At 46.1% G+C, this 25,460-nt stretch carries 25 protein-coding genes; 17 read left to right on the top strand and 8 right to left on the bottom strand.

Annotated features, from left to right (window positions below):
• Window positions 1–56 precede the first annotated feature (56 nt).
• From A6049_RS13955 to msrA, 4 genes are all read left to right on the top strand, one after another.
• Window positions 57–1,520, top strand: a complete 1,464-nt coding sequence (locus A6049_RS13955; RefSeq protein WP_063565247.1) for an RtcB family protein — start codon at window positions 57–59, stop codon at window positions 1,518–1,520.
• Complete coding sequence (locus A6049_RS13960) at window positions 1,520–2,824, top strand: AAA family ATPase (protein WP_063565248.1); 1,305 nt, start codon at window positions 1,520–1,522, stop codon at window positions 2,822–2,824. The genes A6049_RS13955 and A6049_RS13960 overlap by 1 nt, the downstream gene beginning before the upstream one ends.
• A gap of 285 nt (window positions 2,825–3,109) precedes the next feature.
• Window positions 3,110–3,367: a GlsB/YeaQ/YmgE family stress response membrane protein gene (locus tag A6049_RS13965; RefSeq protein WP_017686880.1), complete on the top strand. Its 258-nt coding sequence runs from the start codon at window positions 3,110–3,112 to the stop codon at window positions 3,365–3,367.
• Window positions 3,368–3,533: 166 nt separating this feature from the next.
• Entirely contained in the window at window positions 3,534–4,052 is a 519-nt protein-coding gene (msrA, locus tag A6049_RS13970; protein ID WP_063565249.1) for a peptide-methionine (S)-S-oxide reductase MsrA, read from the top strand.
• 316 nt (window positions 4,053–4,368) lie between these two features.
• Here the strand turns inward: msrA and A6049_RS13975 are convergent, their stop codons facing one another.
• Window positions 4,369–5,643, bottom strand: coding sequence for a hypothetical protein (locus A6049_RS13975; RefSeq protein ID WP_063565250.1), 1,275 nt, complete (start codon window positions 5,641–5,643; stop codon window positions 4,369–4,371).
• Window positions 5,644–5,899: 256 nt separating this feature from the next.
• On the opposite strand from A6049_RS13975, the gene A6049_RS13980 reads away from it, so the two are divergent.
• From A6049_RS13980 to A6049_RS13990, 3 genes are all read left to right on the top strand, one after another.
• Window positions 5,900–6,496: a restriction endonuclease gene (locus A6049_RS13980; RefSeq protein WP_063565251.1), complete on the top strand. Its 597-nt coding sequence runs from the start codon at window positions 5,900–5,902 to the stop codon at window positions 6,494–6,496.
• 70 nt (window positions 6,497–6,566) lie between these two features.
• Complete coding sequence (locus tag A6049_RS13985; protein ID WP_063565252.1) at window positions 6,567–6,791, top strand: hypothetical protein; 225 nt, start codon at window positions 6,567–6,569, stop codon at window positions 6,789–6,791.
• 137 nt (window positions 6,792–6,928) lie between these two features.
• A complete protein-coding gene (locus A6049_RS13990) occupies window positions 6,929–8,179 on the top strand; it encodes a DNA glycosylase AlkZ-like family protein (protein WP_063565253.1) in 1,251 nt (416 codons plus the stop codon).
• A gap of 106 nt (window positions 8,180–8,285) precedes the next feature.
• Here A6049_RS13990 and fabV read toward each other — a convergent pair whose 3' ends face one another.
• A complete protein-coding gene (gene fabV, locus A6049_RS13995; protein ID WP_063565254.1) occupies window positions 8,286–9,476 on the bottom strand; it encodes an enoyl-ACP reductase FabV in 1,191 nt (396 codons plus the stop codon).
• Window positions 9,477–9,859: 383 nt separating this feature from the next.
• Here fabV and A6049_RS14000 point away from each other — a divergent pair, with 383 nt between their 5' ends.
• The 3 genes from A6049_RS14000 to A6049_RS14010 all read left to right on the top strand — a co-directional run bounded on the left by A6049_RS14000 (window position 9,860) and on the right by A6049_RS14010 (window position 12,714).
• Window positions 9,860–11,140 carry a hypothetical protein gene (locus tag A6049_RS14000; RefSeq protein WP_063565255.1) on the top strand — a complete coding sequence of 427 codons (1,281 nt, stop codon included), beginning with the start codon at window positions 9,860–9,862 and terminating at the stop codon, window positions 11,138–11,140.
• Window positions 11,141–11,416: 276 nt separating this feature from the next.
• The gene (locus A6049_RS14005) at window positions 11,417–11,833 is read left to right on the top strand and encodes a hypothetical protein (protein WP_063565256.1); all 417 of its coding nucleotides are present in this window, start codon (window positions 11,417–11,419) and stop codon (window positions 11,831–11,833) included.
• Window positions 11,834–11,919: 86 nt separating this feature from the next.
• Window positions 11,920–12,714 carry a hypothetical protein gene (locus A6049_RS14010; protein WP_063565257.1) on the top strand — a complete coding sequence of 265 codons (795 nt, stop codon included), beginning with the start codon at window positions 11,920–11,922 and terminating at the stop codon, window positions 12,712–12,714.
• A gap of 103 nt (window positions 12,715–12,817) precedes the next feature.
• Here A6049_RS14010 and A6049_RS14015 read toward each other — a convergent pair whose 3' ends face one another.
• Both A6049_RS14015 and A6049_RS14020 read right to left on the bottom strand, forming a co-directional pair.
• On the bottom strand, window positions 12,818–13,633 hold the full coding sequence (locus A6049_RS14015; RefSeq protein WP_063565258.1) for a class I SAM-dependent methyltransferase: 816 nt from the start codon (window positions 13,631–13,633) through the stop codon (window positions 12,818–12,820).
• A gap of 75 nt (window positions 13,634–13,708) precedes the next feature.
• Entirely contained in the window at window positions 13,709–14,650 is a 942-nt protein-coding gene (locus tag A6049_RS14020; protein ID WP_063565259.1) for a helix-turn-helix transcriptional regulator, read from the bottom strand.
• A gap of 89 nt (window positions 14,651–14,739) precedes the next feature.
• Between A6049_RS14020 and A6049_RS14025 the strand changes: the two genes are divergently transcribed.
• Window positions 14,740–16,173 (top strand): glycoside hydrolase family 1 protein, encoded by a 1,434-nt coding sequence (locus tag A6049_RS14025; RefSeq protein ID WP_063565260.1) that lies wholly within the window; start codon window positions 14,740–14,742, stop codon window positions 16,171–16,173.
• A gap of 128 nt (window positions 16,174–16,301) precedes the next feature.
• Here the strand turns inward: A6049_RS14025 and A6049_RS14030 are convergent, their stop codons facing one another.
• Complete coding sequence (locus A6049_RS14030) at window positions 16,302–16,970, bottom strand: phosphatase PAP2 family protein (protein WP_063565261.1); 669 nt, start codon at window positions 16,968–16,970, stop codon at window positions 16,302–16,304.
• Window positions 16,971–17,115: 145 nt separating this feature from the next.
• Between A6049_RS14030 and A6049_RS14035 the strand changes: the two genes are divergently transcribed.
• Window positions 17,116–17,682, top strand: coding sequence for a hypothetical protein (locus A6049_RS14035; RefSeq protein WP_063565262.1), 567 nt, complete (start codon window positions 17,116–17,118; stop codon window positions 17,680–17,682).
• Between the two features lie 134 nt (window positions 17,683–17,816).
• On the opposite strand, the gene A6049_RS14040 is transcribed toward A6049_RS14035, so the two are convergent.
• Together A6049_RS14040 and A6049_RS14045 are read right to left on the bottom strand one after the other, a co-directional pair.
• A complete protein-coding gene (locus A6049_RS14040; RefSeq protein ID WP_063565263.1) occupies window positions 17,817–18,593 on the bottom strand; it encodes an AraC family transcriptional regulator in 777 nt (258 codons plus the stop codon).
• Window positions 18,594–18,614: 21 nt separating this feature from the next.
• Entirely contained in the window at window positions 18,615–19,196 is a 582-nt protein-coding gene (locus A6049_RS14045) for a LysE family translocator (RefSeq protein ID WP_063565264.1), read from the bottom strand.
• Between the two features lie 157 nt (window positions 19,197–19,353).
• Here A6049_RS14045 and A6049_RS14050 point away from each other — a divergent pair, with 157 nt between their 5' ends.
• Entirely contained in the window at window positions 19,354–19,857 is a 504-nt protein-coding gene (locus A6049_RS14050) for a hypothetical protein (protein ID WP_063565265.1), read from the top strand.
• 133 nt (window positions 19,858–19,990) lie between these two features.
• On the opposite strand, the gene mgtE is transcribed toward A6049_RS14050, so the two are convergent.
• On the bottom strand, window positions 19,991–21,361 hold the full coding sequence (gene mgtE, locus A6049_RS14055) for a magnesium transporter (RefSeq protein WP_063565266.1): 1,371 nt from the start codon (window positions 21,359–21,361) through the stop codon (window positions 19,991–19,993).
• Between the two features lie 358 nt (window positions 21,362–21,719).
• Between mgtE and A6049_RS14060 the strand changes: the two genes are divergently transcribed.
• The 4 genes from A6049_RS14060 (at window position 21,720) to A6049_RS14075 (ending at window position 25,423) form a co-directional block, all read left to right on the top strand.
• Window positions 21,720–22,424 carry a DNA alkylation repair protein gene (locus tag A6049_RS14060; protein WP_063565267.1) on the top strand — a complete coding sequence of 235 codons (705 nt, stop codon included), beginning with the start codon at window positions 21,720–21,722 and terminating at the stop codon, window positions 22,422–22,424.
• A gap of 64 nt (window positions 22,425–22,488) precedes the next feature.
• Window positions 22,489–23,043 (top strand): methylated-DNA--[protein]-cysteine S-methyltransferase, encoded by a 555-nt coding sequence (locus A6049_RS14065; RefSeq protein WP_063565268.1) that lies wholly within the window; start codon window positions 22,489–22,491, stop codon window positions 23,041–23,043.
• Window positions 23,044–23,482: 439 nt separating this feature from the next.
• Window positions 23,483–24,073 carry a DUF1361 domain-containing protein gene (locus A6049_RS34565; protein WP_481852869.1) on the top strand — a complete coding sequence of 197 codons (591 nt, stop codon included), beginning with the start codon at window positions 23,483–23,485 and terminating at the stop codon, window positions 24,071–24,073.
• 123 nt (window positions 24,074–24,196) lie between these two features.
• Window positions 24,197–25,423 carry an amidohydrolase family protein gene (locus A6049_RS14075; protein WP_063565269.1) on the top strand — a complete coding sequence of 409 codons (1,227 nt, stop codon included), beginning with the start codon at window positions 24,197–24,199 and terminating at the stop codon, window positions 25,421–25,423.
• The last annotated feature ends 37 nt before the right edge of the window (window positions 25,424–25,460 follow it).

Below are 25,460 nucleotides of genomic sequence, written 5' to 3' on the forward strand. Positions count from 1 at the left end.
TCAATTTTGAAATGAACCGAATTAGCTGAACGTATAGGAAGGAATAATAAACATTTATGAATACACAACCTAATTTATTTACGACTCAAAATGAACTCACAGGTGGCTACCGACATGAAGTCAAATTGCCTGCTGGGGACTTAACGGTATATGCGGCACAACAACTATTCTCGTCATTGGACTATAAGGTGTTCGAGATGGCGAACAACAATCTTCAAATCCCGGGCATTTCCTATATGAGCTATACGCCTGACGTGCATGTCGGTGTAGGCACCTGCATCGGTACAACGGCGGTATGGGATGCCAAGAGTGGCTATGTATCTCCATCCATCGTAGGCAGTGATATCGGCTGTGGCATGCGGGTGCATATGACCAATTTGCATAAGGACGACCTGAAGGATGTGAAGCTACGCCGTAAACTCGTGAAAGCCATTGAGAAAGTGCTGCCGATGGAGGCAAATCAGCGCGGTCATTACTCGGACATTCGTTTGGAGCATATTGTGCGAAAGGGTCTGCATGGATTACCTAAAAAATATATCCCGGACAGCTATACACCGAAAAAATCAACTTCCATCACTCATGTAGAGAGCAGCAAATTTGCCTTTGATGAGGAAGTGTTGAATCTGGTACCGGATATGACTTGGCATCGGGCTCATCGCCAGTTAGGAACTTTGGGTGGAGGCAATCATTTTGCCGAGATTCAAGCGATTGAGATTGCCGAGGAAAATCGGGAGATTGCGGAAGCATGGGGTCTGTACGATGGACAAATTGTTGTCATGATTCATTCCGGTTCCCGGGCTTGGGGTGGGTATGTAAGCCAAACTAGTTCATCAGCGATTGCGAAAGTGATGCAGCGAAATGGTCTGGGGACATCCGATCCAAGACTGGTTTTTGCTTCGCTTGAACATGCGGAAGGTCGCCATTACGTCAATATGATGTATTCTGCACTGAATTATGCTGTGGTGAACCGCCATCTGATTGCTTATGCAATTCGCGAAGCTTTTCGGGATGTGTTTGGTCCAAAATGCGAATTTCGAACCCTCTATGATCTGATGCACAATTATGCATGGGAGGAATCGCACTCGGATCAAGGTTCCGTTTTTGTACACCGCAAAGGAGCTACACGTGCATTACCTGCTGGTCATCCGGATAATCCGAAGCCATATCTGGCAACAGGTCATCCCGCGCTTATACCCGGTTCAATGGGGACGGCTTCGTATATCATGGTAGGTCAACCCGAGGGGAAGGATAACTATTATTCGATTTGTCATGGGGCAGGACGCATTCGTTCGCGTACAGCAACGAAGCGCCTGGTTACCGTGGAGGATTTTGCCTCGGCGCTGGGTGTGGGAACTGAAGATGAGATTGTGGTGAACCAGCGTTCGCTTGAATCGATTATTGATGAATCGCCGCAAGCTTATAAAAATGTCGATGAAATTATTGATAGTGTTACCGGCGCAGGTCTGGCTCAAGTTGTAGCCAAATGTAAACCACTTGCCGCTGTGAAGGGAGCTAAGTAATGACGATAGAGAAAGAACAATTGAATCATAATAGAGTCATCTATTCCTATGAGGAGCAACAAGACAGTCAAATCCGAAACGAAGGCTATGCCATATATGCCCGCTTGATTCGCGGCATCATTGAAGCGCTTGGCAATCGATACGGCGTTCGTTATGAACTCTATGCAAGTGATGATCCAAACAGTGAATACTGGGATCTGTTAAAAGAAGATCTGCAAAGCAACAGTACGGAAGTGGAATTGGTTGCCCGGATTTTCGAAGATCTGGAGCTGCGTACACTGCATTATGAGGATGATGGAGATGCACCAACCTATGGGGTACATTATTCGATTCGCAACAATGTATTTGCCTATCCGCAGTGGGGCGTGGCTCTCGTCCGCATTCCTTTCTTCCGGGAGAATGGGATATACAATGAGGATTTTGTTTTTGCTACAGGAGAAGAGGAATTGAAGCAATTTCTGGGCAGTGTAAGGGAACGGGAACGGCAGCAAAATATGAAAAAAGTCACGGTGTACACAGATGCTCGCAATGGCAGTGATCGTCATGTGGAATCCATTACCCGCTCTGTGGGGCGGGATGAGGTCGTGCTTTCTCCGCAAATTAAACAGGATATTTTCCGTTCGTTGGACCAGTTTTTCGAGGCAGATCGTTCCTTTTATCGGGACTATGATATTCCTTACAAACGTGGCATCCTGCTGTACGGCCATCCTGGAAACGGAAAAACGACCCTCGTAAAATCCATTGCGGGAAGCATACCGGGGCCTGCGGCATATTGGCAAATTACCGAATACACAAACAGTGAATCGGTGCGTGAAGTGTTCGAAGCAGCCAAACGTTTGGCTCCCATGGTACTGATTATTGAGGATATCGATTCCATGCCAGATGAAGTTCGTTCCTTTTTCCTGAATACATTGGATGGGGCAACGTCCAAAGAGGGCATTTTCCTAATTGGCACCACGAATTATCCGGAGAAAATAGACCCAGGGCTCATGAACCGTGCCGGTCGGTTTGATCGGGCTTATGAAATACCGCTACCGGACGAAGGGCTGCGCCTGCAATATTTGAACCAACGCGGCTTTGATGTCTTCGCAGGGGAAGAAGGTACGCTGGAAGCTGCACGATTGACGGATACCTTTTCTCTTGCTCAACTTGGAGAGCTGTATGTCAGCGCAGCGCTGGAATGGCACCAGAATGGCCGGACGGACATTGTGCAGATCATTCAGTCAATGCGAGGAGAGCTGGACAAGAGTCATAAGCATAACTGGCTGACCCAGCCAGGCAAGGGGCGTGCAGGTTTTTATTAATCGAATATTACCTTTAAAATATTCTCACCTCAATTGGTTATACTAAGGCTGTCTGAATCAACATACAATGACTTTCGGGAGGTACATAACGCAGTCTTGAACTGTGTAAAATGCCCGGAAGTGACGCACTCTGTTTTTAATGCCTTGTTATAGGCTGTTGAACAGAGAAACGGGCATATGAACAAAAGGTAATATACAACAATTTTCATGCCAATTGTTTAAATGCTTCTGTAGCGGTTAATAGTAGACAGACAACAACAAAAACTTTAATTAGAGGTGAATGATATGGGTTGGTTATGGTCATTAATTATCGGTGGTATCATTGGATGGTTGGCAGGTCTGATTGTTGGTCGTGACATTCCCGGCGGCGTTATCGGTAACATCATTGCCGGTTTTATCGGCGGATGGTTAGGTGGAGTAATACTGGGAGACATGGGTCCAGAAATGGGCGGATTCTACATAGTACCGGCATTAATCGGTGCCATCGTACTTGTAGCGATCGTGAGCTTGATCTTCCGTTCTATGGGTCGAAGCCGCGGGTAACGAATTCAAGATTTCTTGAATGAACAGTTAGTCGGCAACAAGCAGTATGAATAGCTGTTAATATAACAGATGTTTCTGAAGAGGTTGATGGAAGTCCACGGACGTGGCTTTCCATCAACCTCTTTTTGTTTTAAGATATAGGTACAACAGAAAGGGATGAGTGTGCATGGAAAAAGCTACATTTGCCGGCGGATGCTTCTGGTGTATGGTTACACCATTTGAAGAGCAACCAGGCATTCATGGTATTGTATCAGGCTATACCGGCGGTCACGTCGATAACCCAACATATGAGCAGGTCAAAACCGGGGAGACCGGTCATGTCGAGGTCGTTGAAATTACATTTGATCCAGAGGTGTTTCCGTATGAACGTCTACTGGAGCTATACTGGCCCCAGACGGACCCAACCGATGATGGAGGGCAATTTCAGGATCGTGGAAGTCAGTACCGTACAGCGATCTTTGTCCATAATGAACGTCAACGCGAGCTAGCAGAACAGTCCAAGCAGGAGCTGGCAGCAAGCGGGCGATTCAATCAACCGATTGTGACGGAGATTCGGGATGCAGTTGTGTTCTATCCGGCAGAAGATTACCATCAGGATTACCACAAGAAAAATGAGAAACATTACAAGGAAGACCGTGCGATATCTGGACGGGATGAATTTATTGAAGAAAACTGGAATAAATAATTAAGTTCATTAGATTAGCCAAATTGCATCAGATCTTATTGAAAAAGCCGGGAGAGTTCCAACAGGAACTTCCCCAGCTTTTTTTGATTGTTCAATGATTAAGAGAATGTTATCTCAATGGCTACAGAACTTATCTACGTTCTCTGCGTTGATGGGAGAACTCCCCTTTGCCAATCAAGAGTAGGGTGAAAAGGTGAACGATACTATTATAACAGTTTGCCCAGAGAGGAAAAACAAGAGGGGGACTCTACATCGTTGTGTGAAATAACAGAACGCCCTGTTAACCGTTAGTCGGTCAACCAGAGCGCTCCATTTACTATTTAGCTGAGGCTGTCTTCAATACATACTTGGATAATGCATCGTCATTGATCTGATAAATAATATGATCGTTGTACGTTGAATACCCATCGAGCAATCCAGGAGAGGATGCAAACGTATATTCATGTACTGTATCCAATGTTTGCGGATCGAGAATATAACCTTTTTTGGCGAAATCAAGTTTATACTGCCCGTCCTGTGTACGATCAACCTGCATGAGAATAGGCTGCTCTTCCTTAAATGTACGTTCAGTCACTTGGCCTTTCATGGTGTACAGCTCCAGCTTTTGGCCTGTAAACAGAGTGTAACTGTTGCCTGCGGTCTGAACATAGGCATCACCGGCAATAGCACGGCCCCAGGCGAGTTTGCCATCGGTGCCAAAGCCCATCAGCTTGTTACCCGTGTTGGCAAAATTGGCACGCATGATCACGGAGCCATCTTCCAGAATGGCCAGTGATTCACCGCCACCGTCTCCCAGAGTGTTGGCATTGCTCGGGAACTGATAGAAGGAAAGACGATTCAGCGTACGATCGTAAATTTCCACTTTGGGATTAGCGGCCTGCTGCCAGAAGCTGCCCACTTTGGTTTGTTTGCTTGCATCGACTACGATTCGATCACTGCCTGCTTTGAGTACAGCACCGTTGATTGTTTTTTCCGTAATCAGTTTTCCCTTTTTGTCATACAGCGAGATGGCTGAACGAACGGAACCGTTCGATTGAACACCAGGGCTCGAAGCGATCAATAACGTATCGTCGTCCAGAAGGTACATGGATGATGAATTACTCACGTTTTTGACCCAGTTGGTTTTGCCGGAAGTATTGAACGAGTATACCTTTTTGGTTCCATCCGAATATTCCATATATACGTAAGCTGTGCCGTTGCTGGTATATAGCGAATTGGAGTAGGTTGTATAAGGCCCACTTTTCTCATGGAAAATAACGTTCCATTTCAATTGTCCGGTCGTGGCATCCAGCGCCTGAAGCGAATCCAACTGCCAATCCAGCTTCGTATTGCTGCTTGTTTTGGTTACGGGCTGGGAAGAATGCACATACACCAGATTTTTCGCAGGTACTGCGTTCACTTCGTTGACGATAACGTCTTTCTCCGTATTCACTTGCGTGAGAGAGAGAGAAGATGATGTCCATGAAGGCTTAGGCAAGGGTGCATTTTGTTCTGCGGCCGCGTAGCTTGGTGTATGCAGGCTGAAGAGGAGCGTGCCACTGAGAAGAAGCGCAGCCCATGTTTTGGACTTTCGTTTGTTGGATGTATGCAAGTTATAAACCACCTTTCTTCGATTCAAAATAGAACCGATTGTTGAATTCTACCATTTCACACATGTGAAATTCAACCTGAGTGTCTGTAACCTTTTATGATTAAGGTGTAATATTATTGTTGTTTCGAGAATTTCGAGGGTTACAGGGAATTCATCTTCTTTCTGTTACGAGAGAAGTCTGCTATATTTAGTCGGGTGACGAGGGCTAAGAGGGAGATTAGCCTGACAGATTAGAGGAACGACAAGGAGAACAGACATGAACTGGAATGAAAATATGACCACTGTGGGTATAGGCGTTATCGTCCTTTTACTGCTCATTGCCTGGATCATTCGCCGTGTAATTCGGCGAGGGCAGCGCATACGAAGTGAGGCCAATCCGCGTAAGATTACGATTAAGGATATCGATAAAATGCAGGATGGATCGGAATTTGAACTGTACCTGTATCATTTATTCCAACAACTCGGTTATGCCGAAGTACATAAGACCACAAGCAGCCGTGATTTTGGTGCGGACCTTGTATTTGTGGATAGAGCAGGCAGACGTAATGTCATTCAGGCCAAGCGTTACGGAGCAAATCATCCGGTTGGACTCAGCGCAGTACAGGAGATTTACACGTCCATGCGTTATTATGAAGCAGATCGATCCATCGTGCTCACCTCAGCCAGATATACGGAAGCATGCCGGACGCTAGCAGCGGTCAACGGGGTGAAGCTGCTGGACCGTGAAGATCTGATGGACCTGATCATGCTGTTTAAATCCAGAAGAATGGAAGAAGCACTGGAATTGATTGAGGAAGACGATCAGGAACCTGTGGAAACATGGCAATCACGGCGAAAAAGAGTTCCACGTTAATCACCTTCACTTGTCTGCCTGCACATGATATATTGAGTGCATACCAACCAAGGGAGTGTGTTCAATTATCATGGCACGTACACAAACGCAAAAAGCATTGCGCAAAGCAGAGCGGTCAGGACAGTGGTGTCCAGAGCAAAGTCGGAGAGTAAACGGAGATTATGGAGCGTTATCCCAGCATGTTCGACTCATGCCCACGAAACAGGAAAAATTGCAAAAGGTCAAACACAAGAAGCGGACCCAGGATGGTGGTGCTTCTTTTTATTTTGTCTGTGATGTGCGGAGTGCTGCATAAGCTCAAAATTTTAAAAAAAGCTCTTCCTTCGATTGGAATGACATCCCTTGGACTGTTAAAATCAATGTATCTCTTTTGAATTGGATCAATTATAGCTATATATCCTCCTATCTTCGATGAAGGGAAGAATTCTACATATGACAAAAGCGCTTCGCATGAATAAAAGAATCGTACGGCGTTTTTTGCTGCAAACGCAATCTTTATTGGGACGTTGGCCCGCCGTTTCCTTGCCTTCGGGTCCTGAACAGGTGATGCAACTGATTCGCTCCCTTGGCTGCGTACAGATTGATCCTGTCGCTGCTGTAACCGGAAATCAGCATTTGGTGCTGGGCGCTCGTGATCCGGGCTATACCTCTGAGTATTTACATACATTGTTGAGTGATCATAAAGTGTTCGAATATTTTGCCAATGCCGCATGTGTTATTCCGATCGAAGATTATGCGATGTTCGAACCTGTACGTGCCCGATTACGGGATCGTCTGGCTCCGTCACTGGAAGGGCTGGGAAACACGGTGCAGCATGTGCTAAAACGTTTGGAAGAAGAGGGGCCGTTACCCTCCAGAGCTTTTCGTGCCGTCGAACGGGTAAGCGGATATTGGGACAATGCGGATGTACCGAAAACGAAGGATACTACGCTAGCGTTAAACTTGCTGCTGGATTCGGCTGCCATTCGTGTCGTGGCAAGGCAGGGGAATGAACGTTATTTTCATATTACTGAATCTGGACTGCTGGAGCAGGCCCAATCCATGACAGCGGAGATCGATCATTTGACTCAAAGGCAAGCTTTGATGGACAAGTACATTTACGCATATCGGGTCGTGGATACCCGAGATCCACGATTAGGCTGGATGAAATCCACCGCTGCCGAACGTCGGAATGATATGGCTGCACGTGTCGCAGATGGTCGCATGATCGCACTGGAGGTAGAGGACGTCGCGACGCCTTATTACATCCGTGCAGAAGATGAGGGTTTGTTGCGTGAGATGGAAAGGGAAGAGCCGCATTATGATTCATCAGGTCCGGTACGATTCCTGCCTCCACTGGACAACCTGCTGTGGAGACGGGAACGGATTGTGGATTTATTTGATTTCCATTATAAGTGGGAGATATACACACCAGAGGTGAAACGAACTTACGGATATTATGCCATGCCCATTCTTCACGGCGATCGGCTGATTGGACGTATGGACCCGCGACTCGATCGTAAAACGGGCGTGCTAACGGTTCGGTTGTTATCGATGGAAGAGACTGCTCCACCTGTGGAGGAATGGATCGCGGATTTTCGGGAGGGACTCCAGTTCTTTGCAACGATGCATGGAGCGCGATCCATCACGGTAGAGAAGACGGTGCCGAAGGGGTTGAAAAAGCAACTCAAGTCGATCTTATAGAATCGGTAGACGTCAAAAAGGGAGCGAAAACTCGCTCCCCTAAGGCTGGATCTGGACCCTGTAATAAGCTTGTTTACTCCAGTCTCACAGCAAAATTAGTTTTCAATTAACGCAGATGTGGTACTTCAACATTCGGATCAACATCTGCTTCATAATCCACACCGTCGGTTTCGAAACCAAACAGTTGGAAGAATTCCTGACGGTATCCTACCAGATCGGACAGATCGTAGATGTTTTCGGTGGTCAGCTCGTTCCAGAGCTTCGCCACTTCTTCCTGAACATCCGCTCTCATCTCCCAATCGTCAATACGAATACGCCCTGCTTCATCGGTCGGAACTTCTCCTTCCGCATAGAGGCGATCAGCGAACAAGCGTTGCAATTGCTCGATGCAGCCCTCATGCAAGCCTTTTTCCTTCATGACTTTGTACAATGCAGAGATATACAACGGCACCACTGGAATTGCGGAGCTTGACTGGGTTACCAGCGCTTTGGCTACGGTTAGGTAAGCACGTCCGCCCTTTGCACTCAGACGATCATTCAGCTTGTGGGCTGTCGCTTCCAGATGGTTTTTGGCTTGACCGATGGAACCATCACGATAGATCGCATGTGTAAGTTCAGGACCGATGTAAGAGAAGGCAATGGTTGTTGCATTGTCGGCGAGTACGCCACCTTGTTGCAAGGCATCCATCCACAGTTCCCAATCATCTCCGCCCATCACGGTCACGGTCTGGCGAATTTCTTCTTCGGTTGCCGGATCAAGCGTAATGGAAGTCACTTCTCCCGTATGGAAATTGACTGTTTTGTTCGTGTACGATTGTCCAATCGGTTTGAGCACGGAGTTGAATACTTCACCAGTATTCGGATCGGTACGGCGTGCCGACGCTACACTGTAGACTACCAGATCAACCTTACCGAGTTCACTGCGAATCAGTTCAACGGTCTTTTCTCTTGTTTCGTTGGCAAAGGCATCACCTGTGATGCTGTATGATTTCAGTCCTGCTTCTTCCGCAGCTTTCTCAAATGCAGCGGAGTTGTACCAGCCTGCTGAAGCCGTACGTTTTTCAGTGGCACTGCTTGGGCGGTAAATGCCGATGGTGTTGGCTCCGGCACCGAATGCGGATACGACGCGCGAAGCAAGTCCATATCCAGTAGAAGCTCCGATAACGAGTACGTTCCGCGGTCCGTTCAATTGCGGTTGGGATTTTACATAATCAATTTGCTCCTGGACTTGTGCAGCACAGCCTACAGGATGGGAAGTTGTACAAATAAAACCACGTGTTCTTGGTTTAATAATCATTCATTTGCATCCTTTCATATTCAACTCTTGTTCTTCATAATTGGATAATGCTCTTGTACATACCACCTTATTGTAAAACAATTGCCTCCGAAACGGAAACCGTTTCGATGGATTTGGCTAAAAGACGGTATCCGGCTTCGTACCCTGGATGATATTATATAGTTTGAACTAAACATTTACACAACAACGGAGAGGACAGAACAGATCTGGAGAAGCGAAGCGTTCGCCTTTATCACTGGATTTTCCCTTCGATAAGGGATTACAAAAAAATCTGGGGATAACAGCGATCGAAAGATGGTTCTGGCCACGCAGTGCTCAAGTGTAAAATCATTCGTTCAACTTAATAGTAGATTCACAGGATCGAAACGAAAGGAAGACTAGCCATGCTGAAGGAACGGATTGAATTTCTGAGCAAAAGAAAGCAAATCTCCCGCAAAGACCTCGTGGAAGGTCTGGTTACGCAGGCTCACTTTGCCAATATTCTGGCCGATCGTTATCCACTCCCTGAAGATCTGGCAGAGGCTGTTGCGTCACGTCTTGGCGTAACGACTTCCTATCTGTTAAACGCTTCTGCACAGGATGAAGAAACACTGGCGCGGGCAGAGGCTATTTTTGAACAAATGTCAGTTCCAGCTTCAGTGATAGCAGAAGATATCGTGCACGCACTTGAGGATCGGGATGATGCACTGACAGTAGAGCTGACCACGGCTTTAATGAAGGCGGTCTATTACCAACAATTAAATGATGCATCGGCTCATGAATATATACATACATCCTATCTGAATTTTTATCTGGAGAAATACGGCCGTCCTGACGATGTAGATCTGCCGCGTCCGCTAGCGAAGGCGTTATTATATTACAAAGTGCAATACTATCGTTCCAAGCTTGCTTCTGTGGATGTGTTAACGCATGCAACCAGGCTAAGTGAATTGGCCCTTCCTGGAAGTGAATTCTGGCTGTCTGTGCAAAATATCAAGATGGAAGCCTACATTCAGGTCAAACAGTACGAAGAGGCCAAGCAGGTATTCGATCTCACCATGAGACATGTCTATGATCAGCGGCTGTTTCATCGGTTGTCCGGTTTATATGTGGCGTACAGCGGATATTGCTTTGCGATGGGACTGGTACAGGAGGCGCTCTCGGCATTGACCATGGCAGAGGCGAATCTGGTGTATGCTGGTAATCAGGGCGATCTGGTCACTGCCATTGCCAATAATCGGATTGTCATGTTAACCATGACGGGGGAGCTGGATCAGGCGCAGTCGGAGATTGAGCGATTCGAATCCCTGTTGCAGCAGGAACCCGAAGAAACCCAGCAGGCCATGAAGCCATTAGTCAGTGTGTATCGGTGTGAAGTGGCACTGGCACGAAAGAACTGGGGGGTACTTGCGCAGAGTGTGGATCAACTGTTGAATAGTGCAACAACTCAGGATCAGCAGATGAGTGCAACCTTCTACCAGAGCCATCTTGCTCTTGCGCATGGAGATCGTGAAGTGTTCATGGAGCGAGCGCTCGCATGTCTGCCTTATTTTGAGTCCGTGCAGCATGTCATGCGTCTTGAACCTTTATATGAGGGAATGGCCGTGGTGTCCGAGGATCAGCGAAAATATAAGGAAGCCGCCATGTATTATCGGAAGCTGGTCTACCTGTTACGCAAAAAATAGATCGAGAATCGGCTTGGAACCGCCGTTTTTTTACATGATTTTGTTCAATACCGGTGCATTAGGCACAAAATATGCCTCCAAACCTTTCATTCAAGAGTCGTTTTCGGCTCTTTTTTTGCAGAATCCATCAAAAAGCATGTTAAAGAAACGAGAATTCAGTGGTTTAATCACCGGATTTTTCGTTTCTTTTGTATGCAGTCTAAAGGGTATTCAGGGACAAGCCGTCCTGTTTATACTTTAACTATAACCAAAAACAAAAAAAACGAGGTGTTCATTATGGGATGGTTTGGTAAAAAGAACAAGCAGGAAGATGCGATTGCGAAGGCAGATAAAATGATGAATAAAGGACTTACCGGCATGATGATGAAAGGTTTTGTATCAAAGGAGCATCGGGAAGCCATCAACCAGAGTCTGGATTCGGCAAAACAGGCACAACTGGCGGCAAGTGGTTCCCTTCCCTTAACTGCAACAGCCACGGTAATCACGATTACCGATACGGGCAAGCTGATCAATTTTGATCCAATTGTTGTGCTTGTGCTGGATGTAACAGAGACGAATGGCAATCAGTATCAGCGAACATTGGAAACACTGGTGTCCAAGATGCAGATTCCACGCGTGGGAGATCGAGTGGGATTGGGGCAAAATCCGGCGAATCCGACAGAGCTAATTTACATGGGTCTGTTGTCTATCTAGAAGGTGTTCGAACTACAAACGAGCATTCTATCATTTAATAAAGACAACTAACAACGAATAATAGAGATATAGAGAGGGTGGGGCAGATGGTAGGTTTCCTGAGATTGGTTGGTGTGTTGACTGTGTTTGGGGTGGGATTCTCCCCATTTCTGGCACAGCAGCTGTGGAATGATCCTTTTATCATTATGCAGGCATGGTGGTATACACCAGCGATTTTTGCCGGATTTGGGCTGATCTTTATTCCCTCCATTTTGGCTAATATCTTCGGCGTTGGGAGAGTGAAGTCAGGATTACCAGCGGTTGGTGTCATTAAAAGCATCCAGCAGACGGGTACGTATATTAATGAGCAGCCGGAAGTTCGACTGGGCCTGACCGTCTCGCGTAAAGGACGTGAGAAATACGATACCGAGTTGAGAACGATCATACCGTTGACTTCAATGTCTCAATTCCAGCCGGGCAGTTTAATTCCCTTAGTGGTCTCTGTGACGGATGAACACAAGGTAGGGCTTGATCTGAAGGGGAGGCTATCGCAGGAAGATATACAGCAATTGCTGGATGAGAAGATGGTGCAGCATGGCGTGGCACCTGAGATGATGGATATTGCACGAACGGGCGAGAAAGCGATGGCCAAGATATTGGATGTTACTCCACTTGGAAGCGGAGGTAATGGCAAAATCAAACTTCAGCTAACGCTTAGTGTAACGAAGTCAAATGGAGAGACATTTAAGGTCACTATACCAAAGGAAATTTATCCATCTACCCTACCTCAGGTTCAGCAAGGTCATATTATTAACGTGATCTACTCGAAGCAGGACCCGTCAAAAGTAGTGTTGGCATTGAATGTACAGGAAGAACAACTAAGTAATTTGTTCTCATCCTGATGGCTATATAAACAAAAGAAACCTGCAACATCACTGTGTTCGTGATGGGCAGGTTTCTTTTGTGAATTATGTTTTGGAGATTCTGGATGAGATTAGATTAAGATCAGACGATGCCCAAACGCATCCGATATGAGAATAGAACTTGTCTCGATTCACCGGCAAATATACGAGTAGCCAGCTGTCTAAATTCGTCTGCTACCTCAAGTAGATCAGTCGCTCCGAGTTTCACTGCCGTTTGCAGGCCGCCTTGGCTTAGTGCCAGATTGACGTATCGGTCGGCATCGAATGTTTCCCGATGATGAAACACAATTTCACGCGAGTAACGGAACAAGCCGGACTGCTGAATCTGCTGCAAATGTCCGTCTTTACTCCATTTATGTGCTTGATTCTCCTGGGGAGCCAGACTGGCAGCTCGATGATCTGCCTCCGTATTCAAATGCAGATAGGCTTGTTCCAGCTGCCAATCGACCACTGGTGGCCAGTCACAGTCGTAGGCAGCAAATATGCCTCCTGGACGCAGTACACGCGCAAATTCGCGCAGTGTGGACTGGGGCTCCATCCAGTGGAACGACTGTGAGCAGGTCACGATATCCACACTGCCATCAGGTAGTACCAGTTCGTGGGACAGGCCGGAGACAAAGCGAAGATGGTCCGGTTTGCCTGCGGCTTCCCATTTGGACTCTGCGACAGCTCTCATATCATCGCTTGGTTCGACGCCAATAACACGTTCTGCCTCATTTAGCCAAATCCATGACGATAAGCCCGTACCACAGCCAACATCTGCGACCAAGCGAGGTTTGCTGCCCAAATAATTCGTCAGAATATCTACGACCTCGGTGGGCGCAGCGGGCCGGTTCTGGTCATATAACGTACCGAAACCTTTGAATCGTTCCACATTGTTACGTCTAATGTCTTGCATGGACAAACCTCCTTCAGGAAATGGATAGATAGCAAAAAAGTAAAAGAATCAACAGATGATCAGAGCTACATTATATCATTCATTTTCCAACCTGTTGTTAACGACCTGTTGTAAATGTTCTACCGCTTTGATATGTCGCCTAAGCAGTTCCTGTCCAACGTGTGCAGGCTTGATTACGGTCAGGTCAGATCCAAACGACATCAGGAAGGAGTACAGCCATTCTCCCTCATTGAGTTCAAGGGCAACGCGCAGCCTGCCGTCGGGCTCTTTTTCAACGCGTGATGGTTCAAAAAAATCATACACCCTATACGTAATAGAGTTGGAGAACGACAGTTCCAGAGCGATTTGGTTGATAGAGACTTGTGTCTCATTTTCCGTTGATCCGATGTTCATGTTGTTTCGGGGAACCCTAGGCAGAAATTTCAGCTGGGTAATGCGTTTCATTTTGAACGTCTGAAATTCGTTTCGGTCGTGCTCGTCGTGAATGTACCCCTTGAAATACCAAGTACTGTTCTTGAACAAAAGTTTGAGAGGTTCAACCGTCGGAACACTCTTCTCTCCATCCGAATTGACATAGTGAAACGTAATCCATTGATTCGTGAAGATCGCCTGCTTGACCTGATTGAACAGCTCCCTCTCCTGCAGTGGAATGCTGCCCCATGGTGAAAAGTCGAACTCGATCCAATCCAGCTTGTGATCAAACAGGGCGGTTAAACGTTTGAGCATATGGGCAGTGTTAAGGTGAGGGATGGCGCTGACGCTATATAATCCAAGCAAAATTTCATTCTGATCATCTTCGGACAACAGGGATTTGTCCATGACAAAGTTGTCCATGAGATGGATGCCGCCATGCTTTCCGGTTGTCGTGTATACGGGAATACCCGCCGCACTCAGTCTGTCGATATCACGGTACACCGTGCGCACGGATATCTCGAACAAACGCGCGAGCTCGGGGGCGGTAGCTTTCTTTTTCTCCAATAACAGCAATAGCATTCTGAATAATCGGTTATTTTCCATGCCGACATTATACCATGACAATAGGTGTCAGGGTATGGGTGGTACACTGGATGTATAGTGTTAGGAAGATCAAGAAGGAGGAATTGATGATGTCGATGAAAGAAGGATTTTTCTGGGGTGGCGCTACGGCTGCCAATCAGTTTGAAGGTGGATGGGACAAGGGTGGTAAAGGCCCAAGTACTTCCGATATGATGACAGGTGGAACGCACACGACACCACGGCGGATTACGCCTGTACTGGAAGAGGGTACGTATTATCCGAGCCATGAAGCGGTTGATTTTTATGGTCATTACAAAGAGGATATTGCCCTGATGGCTGAAATGGGCTTCAAAATGTTCCGCATGTCCATTAACTGGTCCAGAATCTACCCGAACGGTTATGATCTGGAGCCAAACGAAGAGGGATTGCAGTTCTATGACAACGTCTTTGCCGAGTTGAAAAAGTACAACATTGAACCGCTCGTGACCATTTCTCACTACGAGACACCATTTGGTCTGACCCAGAAATATAACGGCTGGGCTTCGCGCGAAGTGATTGATTGTTATATCCGATATTGTACAACCCTCTTCAACCGATACAAAGATCAGGTGAAATACTGGCTGACCTTCAACGAGATCAACTGTCTGACAATGCCAATGGGGGCTTATATGGCTGCAGGTATCCTGTTTGAAGGCAAAGAGACATTGATCGATGGCGTTGATGATCCACAGACCCGCTTCCAGGCGCTGCATCACCAATTTGTTGCAAGTGCAAAAGCAGTGAAGCTGGGACATGAAATCAATCCTGATTTCCAAATCGGCTGTATGGTCGCTTTCATGACAACATATCCGAATACATGCAATCCGGACGATATTTTGCTCGCGCAGAAGAAGGACCAGCTGTCCAACATGATCTGTGGAGACGTACAGGTTCGTGGAGCATACCCTGGATTCGCCAAACGTTTCTTCGCCGAAGAAGGCATCCAGATCGAGATGCAGCCGGAAGATGCACAGACTCTGCGTGAAGGCTGCGTGGACTTCTATTCCTTTAGCTATTACATGTCCTTGGTCGAGAGTGCGGATGAGTCGTTGGATAGAGCAGAGGGAAATCTGCTGGGCGGCATCAAAAATCCGTATCTGGAAGCTTCCGACTGGGGCTGGCAGATCGATCCGAAAGGATTACGTTACACCCTGAACCACCTGTATGATCGTTACCAAATTCCATTGATGGTTGTGGAGAACGGGCTGGGTGCAGTGGATGTAGTGGAGGAAGATGGCTCTATTCAAGATGACTATCGGATTGATTATTTGAGAGGTCACATTGAACAAATGAAAGAAGCCGTTGCCGACGGTGTGGAGCTTATCGCTTACACGATGTGGGGATGTATCGACTTGGTCAGCGCATCCACGGGAGAGATGAAGAAGCGTTATGGCTTCATTCATGTGAACAAGGACAATGATGGCAATGGTGATTTCAGCAGAACACCGAAGAAGAGCTTCCACTGGTACAAAAAAGTCATTGAATCCAATGGCGAGGAGCTCTAAGTTGCCACTGTAAAATAGATTCATAATGACGTAAAGAACCTCACTGGTGCTGGATGCACCTGTGAGGTTCTTTACGTTTGGTTTGTTTTCAAGCATGGGTTGGATCATAGCATGGTGAGCGAAAAAACCTAAGCGAGAGGTTTGGACTGTAACAGGGAAAGGCGTTCCAGATGTCGCTGATAGAACCATATGCATACGGCAAGCCAGCATCCACTCAGAAAGTACCCACCCACTACATCACTGGGATAGTGTACCCCCAGATAAATTCGGCTCATTCCAATCGTCAGGATAAAGATTGCGCTCACGATAATCATGAGTACGCGTCCAGTCGCTGTCGGTACATGCTTCCAGATCAGGAAGGCCAAGCCGCCATACAAGCTGAACGCTGCCATCGAATGGCCACTTGGGAAGCTGTAACCACTCACCTCAATAATCCGGTTAATCGTAGGTCTGGCGCGCTGGAATACCAGCTTAATCAATGCATTTAGCAAAGTCGAGCCTGCAATGACACAGGCCAGGAAGAGCAGTTCGCGTTTGTGCCTGAGGTAGATATACAGCACAAGCATGGCGAGAATGGTAATGACAACCACAGGCACTTCGCTGCCAATCCAGGTAAAGAGCTGCATGAACCGTGTCATTCCGGGTGATTCCATGCCCTGAATCCAGCCAATCAAGGTATCATCAAAGGTGTGAATCTGATTGTCGCTGATGGACAGGGCGATACTTACAAATGCAATGAGGCATCCCGCTGCAACGAGCAGCGGGATGGAGATATTCTTTTTCCAATTTTGATTCAAGTGACGGTTTCCTCCAAGGTGTCTGAATTCTAATGATGCTCAATACAATATTCGTATTATGCTATAATCTTACAATAAATATCGCTTCAAACAAAATGTGAACGATTACAAGATGGGTGTTGCAATCTGAGCCGGGGGTGAAAGGATGAAGCGCTTAGTATGGTTTGCATTGATTTTGTTGTTGGTTGGATGGGGTTACACAGTATTCCCTGGGGAAAAAGCTTATGCTTGCAGCTGTGTAGAATCGAATGCTCAAGAGAAACTGAAGACGTCCACATCGGTTTTTACAGGTAAAGTTGTGAAAAGGGGTGGGACGCAAATATTCAGCCCTGACCGATTGAGAGCATATACCTTTGAAGTGGATACCGCATGGAAGGGTGTTTCTTCTAAACGAATGACTGTCATGGGTAATGATGCTGGTTCGGAATCTTGTGGGATTCAATTGGAGAAGAACCAATCCTATCTGATCTTTGCTTATAAGAATAAAATGGACGATAAGTTGCATACGAATCTTTGCAGTGGCAATGTTTCCATTGATCAAGCTGGAGACGCGTTAAAGCTGCTGGGAGCAGGAAAAGTAGTGAGTCAGGATGATTTTGTAAAAACCGATCAAGGACGAAGTTGGTCATTTTATCTCATCATATATGGTGGGGTTATTCTATTGCTTGTATTGGTAAGTGGCTGGATCTGGAGAAGGAAGAAGCGCGCGTGATGTTAGAATCTGAATTAAGGGAGAATGGCAGTACGGCAACGGAAGAGAAAAGAAAATCCCCGTGTGGAACGTTGAGGTAAACGCGTTCCATGCGGGGATTTTATACATTTTGTCGGATAATCGTACCGATTCAATTAGTTTAACTGCAGCATATATTCATAAGCCGTGATACCGAATACTCGTTTAAAGTGTCTGTTCAGATGAGTCAGGTCGACAAAACCACATTCGGCTACAGCGGAGTAAACATCCTTATGCGTTTCAATGGACTGTCTGGCACGCTCCACCTTACAATTCAGAAAAAACTGATAAGGCGATATGCCGGCATGGGACTTGAACTCGCGGATAAATTGAAACTTGGACATGTTGAATTCCGCACTCAGGTCGTCCAGCTTCAGAACATCTTCAATACTGCAAAACATCATTTCTTTCGCTTTTCGAACCAGATTGTCCTGAGGCCGCCATAACTTGGTGTCCATTTCCGATTGCGAGAGTAATTGCAACAGGCCCAAGAGCAGTTCACTGCATCTCGCTTCATCCTGTCCGTTTTGAACAGCATCATTCAGCATCAGGATGCTTCGTGCAAGCACAGGGTCATAGACGATGGGGCTATTAAAACGCAATTCCTTTTTCCCTAGAACCTCTTCGACCAAATCCGGCTTCAGATAAAGCATGACATAGTCTATGCCGGCTTTGTCATAGGAACTTCCATCGTGGGACTGTTCCCGGTTGAATAACATCACGCCGTTTTTGTGGGAGGCCTGATAATGTCCGTCCAGATGGTATTGCTGAATACCGCGAAGCGTGACTCCTACTGCATATTCCTCGTGGCAATGCTTTTTATAGGTGAAATCCGTAAAGCTGGCGGATAAAGCCAGTACGTCCTGTGATTTCTTATAGTTAAACAATTCCATGCTGCACACACCTCCCGCGCGTTAGATGATTCCCGATACCATAATGGCTGAGTATAACAAAAAAAGGGCCATTAGGATACTCACTGCTTTTTGATGACGATTGAGTAAGGTTCTGAAGATGGAGCCAAACACGGCCCAACTGGAATAGGCCAAGAAGCCGATGATGGTAATAATGATCACGAACAGAAACGTTGACATGGTGCTATCGTAGTACGGCAGAACATAACTGGGAATGACAGTGAACGTGAACAGAACCACTTTTGGATTCACAAACTGCATGATTAAACCGTTTAGAAACCCCGTAACTTGCTTCGATGCCGTCTCGGTGGAACCCATTTTATAGACTTGATAAGCCAGATATATCATATAGACACTACCCACGATCTGCATCACATGGAGAATGCCAGGCAATATCTCAGCGAGAAGATGATTAAGAAGAGCAGAAGCAGCTAGTAATAAGCCAAATGCAACGGTGGCACCCCACACATACTCCATCGTTTTCCGGGGACCAACCTGCCCGACGGAAGTGAGAATCACAATATTGCTGGGGCCAGGTGTAAAGGTAACGACAATACAATAGATGAAAAAAGATGTAAGATTCATAGGGCCTCCCCAAGTTGTAGTTACATGATCATACTCCGGGGAGGCTTTGGCTTATAGTACATTATTGCAGCAGAATGCACATGAGTGGAAAAAAATCATAACTTTCCAGCTAATAGAAACGTCATAGAAGTAACTACTCTGATATCGAGGTGATTAAATGAAAGCTGTAAGTAAGTTGCTGTTCCTATGTATGATACCTCTTTTATTGTCTGCCTGCTTAAAAAATGGGGAAGGTAACCAACCGATCAATAATTTGGATCTAAGTCCTCCAGTTGAAATTTCATTTGAAGAGGCGGAAGCTAGGACCCCGTTTGAAATCAAACAACCGTCAGTTCCTTTCCAAGTTACTCAAAAATCAGCAAGGATTTTAGATACCAATGGTACATTTGAAGCAGTAGAAATCACGTATGCCAATACCGATGAAGGATTGAACCTGATCACTATGATTACAAACTCAAAGGTTGATACACCTCCGAATGGGAAGAAAGGTCAAAAATTATCTAATGGTTCGCAAACGTGGGACCAAGGAGACGGACATATAAGTGCCATCTATTGGAGAAACGAGGGTTTAACGTACTCTCTTATTTCAGGAAAAAATAACAATCTTGAACCGTTATACGATTATCAAAAATTAGTTGAAATAGCAAATACATTAAAATGAAGCATAAGGCAGTTCTCTTTTAGATTGAAAATAACACCAAAAGACTCAACTTCACTGTATGTAGAGAGGAAGTTGAGTCTTTTGGTTACTGTATTAAAGTACCTGTTCAATGAATAAAGACTGAAAGGTTAATTTACATTAAGGCATCCAGAAAACGAGTTGCGATGCCGAAATAGATAAACAACGACAATATATCATTCAACGTTGTGATTAATGGGCCGGAGGCGACCGCAGGGTCTACTTTGAAACGACTGAGCAGAAGAGGAATACAAGTACCGGTCAATGTTCCGATAACCAGGGTGAAGAATAGTGATACTCCAATAATCGCTCCGAGCAGCCAGTCACCTTGCCAGAAATAGGCGATGACCGTGATCAGCAAACCGCATACAAGTCCAATCATGGTGCCTACTTTAATCTCTCGGCCAATAAGCGCGAGCACTGTAGCCTTGTCCAGCTTTCGTCCAATCAAGCCACGTACAACCACTGCAAGGGATTGTGTACCCGTATTCCCCGTCATACCGGCTATCATGGGCATGAAGAACGCCAGTGCCACAACCTGATTCAGTGTGTCTTCGAAAAAATCCACGATGCTGCCTGAGATCAGTCCGATAAATAACAATAAAATCAGCCAAGGAAGGCGACGTCTGACGGCAACCAATGGTTTGGTATCAAAATCGATATCTTTACTGCCGCCACCCATCTTGGCGATGTCTTCACTGGCTTCGTCCATAATAATATCAATAACATCGTCCATTTGGATAACACCGCATAATCTGCGGTTCTCATCCACGACAGGCAGAGCCATAAACTCATAACGCTGCAACAGTTGTGCGGCCTCTTCCTGGTCCATATCGACTGTTGCATGGATGACACGCCGAGTCATCAGCTCTTCCACTTTGGTGTTGTCATCTGCCTGAGCAAGGGATTGATAACTCACGACTCCAACCAGTTTGCCTTCATCGTCGGTGACGTACAGATAACTGGTTGCAGGAATGTGCAGCATTGCCTGCGATTCTCTCAGTGCTTCCTTTGCGGTTTCATGCGATAACAGGGTACGGTAACGATCGGTCATGATACGTCCCGCCGTCTCCGGTGGATAGTTCAGCACGGAGCGGATAATGGCTGAATGGTCGAGATTCATATTGGACAGCAGTTCTTCTCTGCGTTGGAGGGGCAGATCATGCATGAAGCGAATCAGATCACTTTTGTCCATTTGCTGCATGACTTCAAGAGTGCGCTCCGGGCCTAACTGTTCGAATAGATGCACCTGTTCGTGAAGCGTGAGCGCTTCTGCCATGTCGGCGAGCACGTCCGGTTTGAATAAGAGCAAGAAGCGTTTCGTCTCTTGTTCAGGGAACTTTTTATATACCAGAGAAAGGTCGTAGGGATGAAGTTCTTTGGCCCATTTGTAAAATTCGGTCAGGTTTTGGGTTTGCACGAATTGCACAAGGAGCCCCGTAATCTCTTCAACCGAAAAATCTTTTTTGGGATGGGATCGATTCATATGTAGTCTCCTTTCTATATGGGTTCAACAAATGAATATTTACACTGGCACTCCGATGACAGAACAACCTTCCGATCGCTGTTATCCCCAGATTTTTTTGATTCCTTTCTGAAAAAGGGGAAATCCGGGGATAAAGGCGAACGCTTCGCTTCTCCAGGTTATTTCTGTCCTCTCCGTTATTGTGTAAATGTTTGGTTGAACATATTTCAACTCCGTATTCTTAAACGAAATGGAATGAAAGTTAAACAGTGACCACGAGAAATGCATATTGTAATCTTGCTAAAACATTCGATATGGGCTTACAAATGGATGCTGCCGGGATATACTTGTTGTAGAAAACCCGATGAGGAGGAGACATGTGGAATCGGTTGTAAGAACACAATTGTTATCTCTGGTCGAACCGGAATATCAGAAATTCTCGGCTGCGCTCATTCCGAATATCACGAATCTGTTAGGTGTGAGACTGCCTGAAATACGCAAGATGGCGAAACAAATCGTCAAAGAGGACTGGCGTGTCTATCTGAAAAACGCTGATGATGATTATTTTGAAGAAGTGATGCTGCAAGCGATGGTCATCGGTCATGCCCAAGCAGATATGGAGGAACTCCTGCAGCATATTGCCTGGTTTGTTCCCAAAATAGATAACTGGTCTGTATGCGACAGCTTCTGCGGTGGTTTGAAATATACAAAGGCACATCTGGATCAAGTGTGGCAGTTCTTGCAGCCCTATCTGGTATCCAACCAGGAATACGACATTCGCTTCGGGGTTGTAATGCTGTTGAACTTTTATATGGAAGAAAAATATATCAGCAGAGTGCTTGCTTCATTAGATACCATTCATCACGAAGGGTACTATGTGAAAATGGCAGTGGCCTGGGCAATTTCCATCGCTTATGTGAAACAGCCTGAAGCCACGCTGCGTTATTTGCAGGACAATACCTTGGACGACTTTACGTATAATAAGGCTCTTCAGAAAATAACGGAGTCCTATCGTGTTGATTCCGAGACAAAGCAGATGATCCGCAGCATGAGACGGAAAGCGATAAAACGGATTCGTGTGTAGTATGTGTGCATAACGAGAAAAGAAACCAGATATAAAACCTACGAGGGGAAAGGACGATTGACGTATGAGAAAAAGCATCAAGTGGACCAAAATGGAATTAGACGGTCGTCCGTGGGTATTGCTTGCCACCGAAAAAGGGTTATGCCGTGTCATCATGCCCAATGAAACGCTGGAAGATTGGAGTAGTTGGATCGGCCGAATTGCTCCTGGAGTGGAGCTCGAAGAGAATCAAGCAGCGTTGAAGCATACGGGCATGATGGATTGGCTGCAATCCTATTTTGCCGGAGACAAGGTGGCTTTCACAGACGAAATTCCACTTGATTTGATCGGAACGACATTCCAACAGCAGGTATGGACGGAGTTGGGGAATGTTCCTTATGGTGAGACAAGAACCTATGGCGACATTGCTTCTGCGGTGGGAAGACCTTCAGCGGTGCGAGCTGTTGGGGCAGCCAATGGAGCCAATCCCATTCCGGTGCTGCTGCCGTGTCATCGCATTATCGGTGCCAACCGCAAGCTGACCGGTTTTCGCGGAGGACTGGAGATGAAGCGAAGACTGCTGGATATTGAACAGATCGAAGGCGTGACGGATGGCGGCCATGCGCGGTTTAATTTCTGATCATCATATATTTCATATAAAAAAGAAGCAGTGAACTATTAGCTAAGTACTTTGCTTGGTTCTAAATATGTACAGGCACTCCCTAGTGCCTGTTTTTTTGCATTCTCTACTGTTAGGAGTGAGGAGAATGGAAGAGGAATGCAAATACCACAAAAGTTTTTCTTTTCTTTCTGGGTTCACGCCGCTATTTTCGCATATACCACATTTTGGGTTATGATGGACGTGTATTACTAGGAAGGCGGAGTCACAGTTCGTTTATGAAATGGATGATCAGGTTATCAGGACTGCACTTGCATACCACCAAGGAAAGGGAAATCGAAGCGAAGAAATGAACAATAATAAAAATACAATTTATTTAAAAATGAGTATTGTGTTGATCGTTGCTACCATAGGTTGTCTACTTGTTGTTCACTACTTGCGTACCAAAACAAACACGAACATGTATCAATTTTTAACGTGGGACATTTTTTTGGCATGGGTTCCATTCATCATTTCATCAACGATTAGTTATGTAAGCAATAAGAAACTTACAAGAACGAGCATCGCACTAGTCGGGGTGATGTGTGCATGCTGGCTGTTCTTTCTACCGAATTCGGCATATCTTTTCACAGAAATTTTGCATGCATTCAGATACTTTGATCCTCGAGGGGAAACTAAATTCTGGGTTAATATTGATTTTTGGTATAGCCTTACCCTAGCGTTTGTCGTAGCCATACTTGGTTTACTTCTGTCCATTTGCTCCATACATCAAGTCCACAAATTGTTAAATAAACGATTAAACCAACTTAGTAGCATGGTAATTGTAGGCGTTATTTTACTTCTGAGCAGTTTAGGGGTATACATCGGGAGATTTAATCGGTGGAATAGTTGGGATGTCCTGAAGCAGCCTGACCTCATTTTGAAGGATATCATGACTGATTTAAGTGCGGGCAACAGCATTCTGGTTGAATTTGTGGCTATGGTATTTGTGATTCAAGTTTTGGGATATATTACACTTCGTATACTAATGGGGAAGTCCAATAATATCTAGACGATAATCGTATGGAACACCAACGTTTTAACTATTTTTGCTGAATGAGGTCCTATGGTACCATTGACCACAGATGAATCGGTACTCGATGCTCGATAGACCGAGTGAAAAGAGGGAGTGACTATGTTGAAGCAGGAATACTGGTTAACCAACGTATCATTGGAGCAAAGTTATGTAATGGAAGACGGGCAGGTAACTGGCACCCGGACGAGCCTTGGTCATCTGCGGATTGAAGATGGAGTCATTTCAGCCATCGTGGATGGGGATACGGAATTAACAAGCGAGTTGCCAAAGGTAGATGGTAAAGGATTGCTGCTGTTGCCTTCGTTCGAGGAAGCCCATATTCATTTGGATAAAACGTATTATGATGCACCATGGAAAGCGGTTCGACGCATCTCCAGCATTTTCGAACGTATCGAAGAAGAGAAAGTGTTGCTGCCCAAGCTATTACCCGATGCGAAGCGTCAGGCGGAGAGCATTCTGAGCCTGATTCAGGGATATGGGTCTACCCATGTGCGCAGTCATTGCAATATTGAACCGGTCAGCGGGTTGAAACGGCTGGAAGCGACAAAGCAGGCATTGGAGACATTTTCGGGCAAAATATCCTCTGAAATCGTCGCTTTCCCACAGCATGGACTTCTCCGCTCTAATTCGGTTGAGCTCATGCGTCAAGCCATGGCGGAAGGGGCTACTCATGTAGGTGGACTTGATCCTCACACCGTGGACGAGCATATTGAGAAATCGCTTAACGCAATGGTCGAACTGGCTGTTCAATATCAGGCAGGCATCGATATTCATTTGCATGATTCTGGAGAACCGGGTAAACAAACGTTGCTGCAATTGGTTGATCTGACCGAAGAAGCAGGACTTCAGGGTAAAGTTACCGTAAGTCATGCGTTCTGGTTCGCCCGTGCGGAGCAGCAAGAAACGGAAGATATGGCGAAGCGAATGGCCTCCCTTGGTATGAGTGTTGCTTCGACCGTGCCTATCGGTAAAATGATGATGCCACTTCCGATGCTCCATAAACATGGAGTGAACGTGAAGCTGGCGACAGACAGTTTGACGGATCATTGGTCTCCATTTGGGAATGGAGATCAACTGGAGAAAGCCGGCCGTTTTGCCGAATTGTACGGGTATAACGATGAACGCTCCTTGGCTCAGTCTCTTGCATTTGTCACAAGTGGTATCACTCCACTAGATTCAGAGGGACAACAGGTATGGCCGAAGGTAGGGGATACAGCTAGTTTTGTACTGGTAGAAGCAAGTTGCTCGGCAGAGGCGGTTGCCAGAAGGTCTGCGCGACAAGCGGTATGGTTTGAAGGAAGACTGGTAAGTGGATCGGTAGAATAGAGCATACTGGAATGGATGGACCACGGGAAACCGTGGT

Source organism: Paenibacillus sp. O199 (assembly GCF_001636635.1).
GTDB classification, from domain to species: domain Bacteria; phylum Bacillota; class Bacilli; order Paenibacillales; family Paenibacillaceae; genus Paenibacillus; species Paenibacillus marchantiae.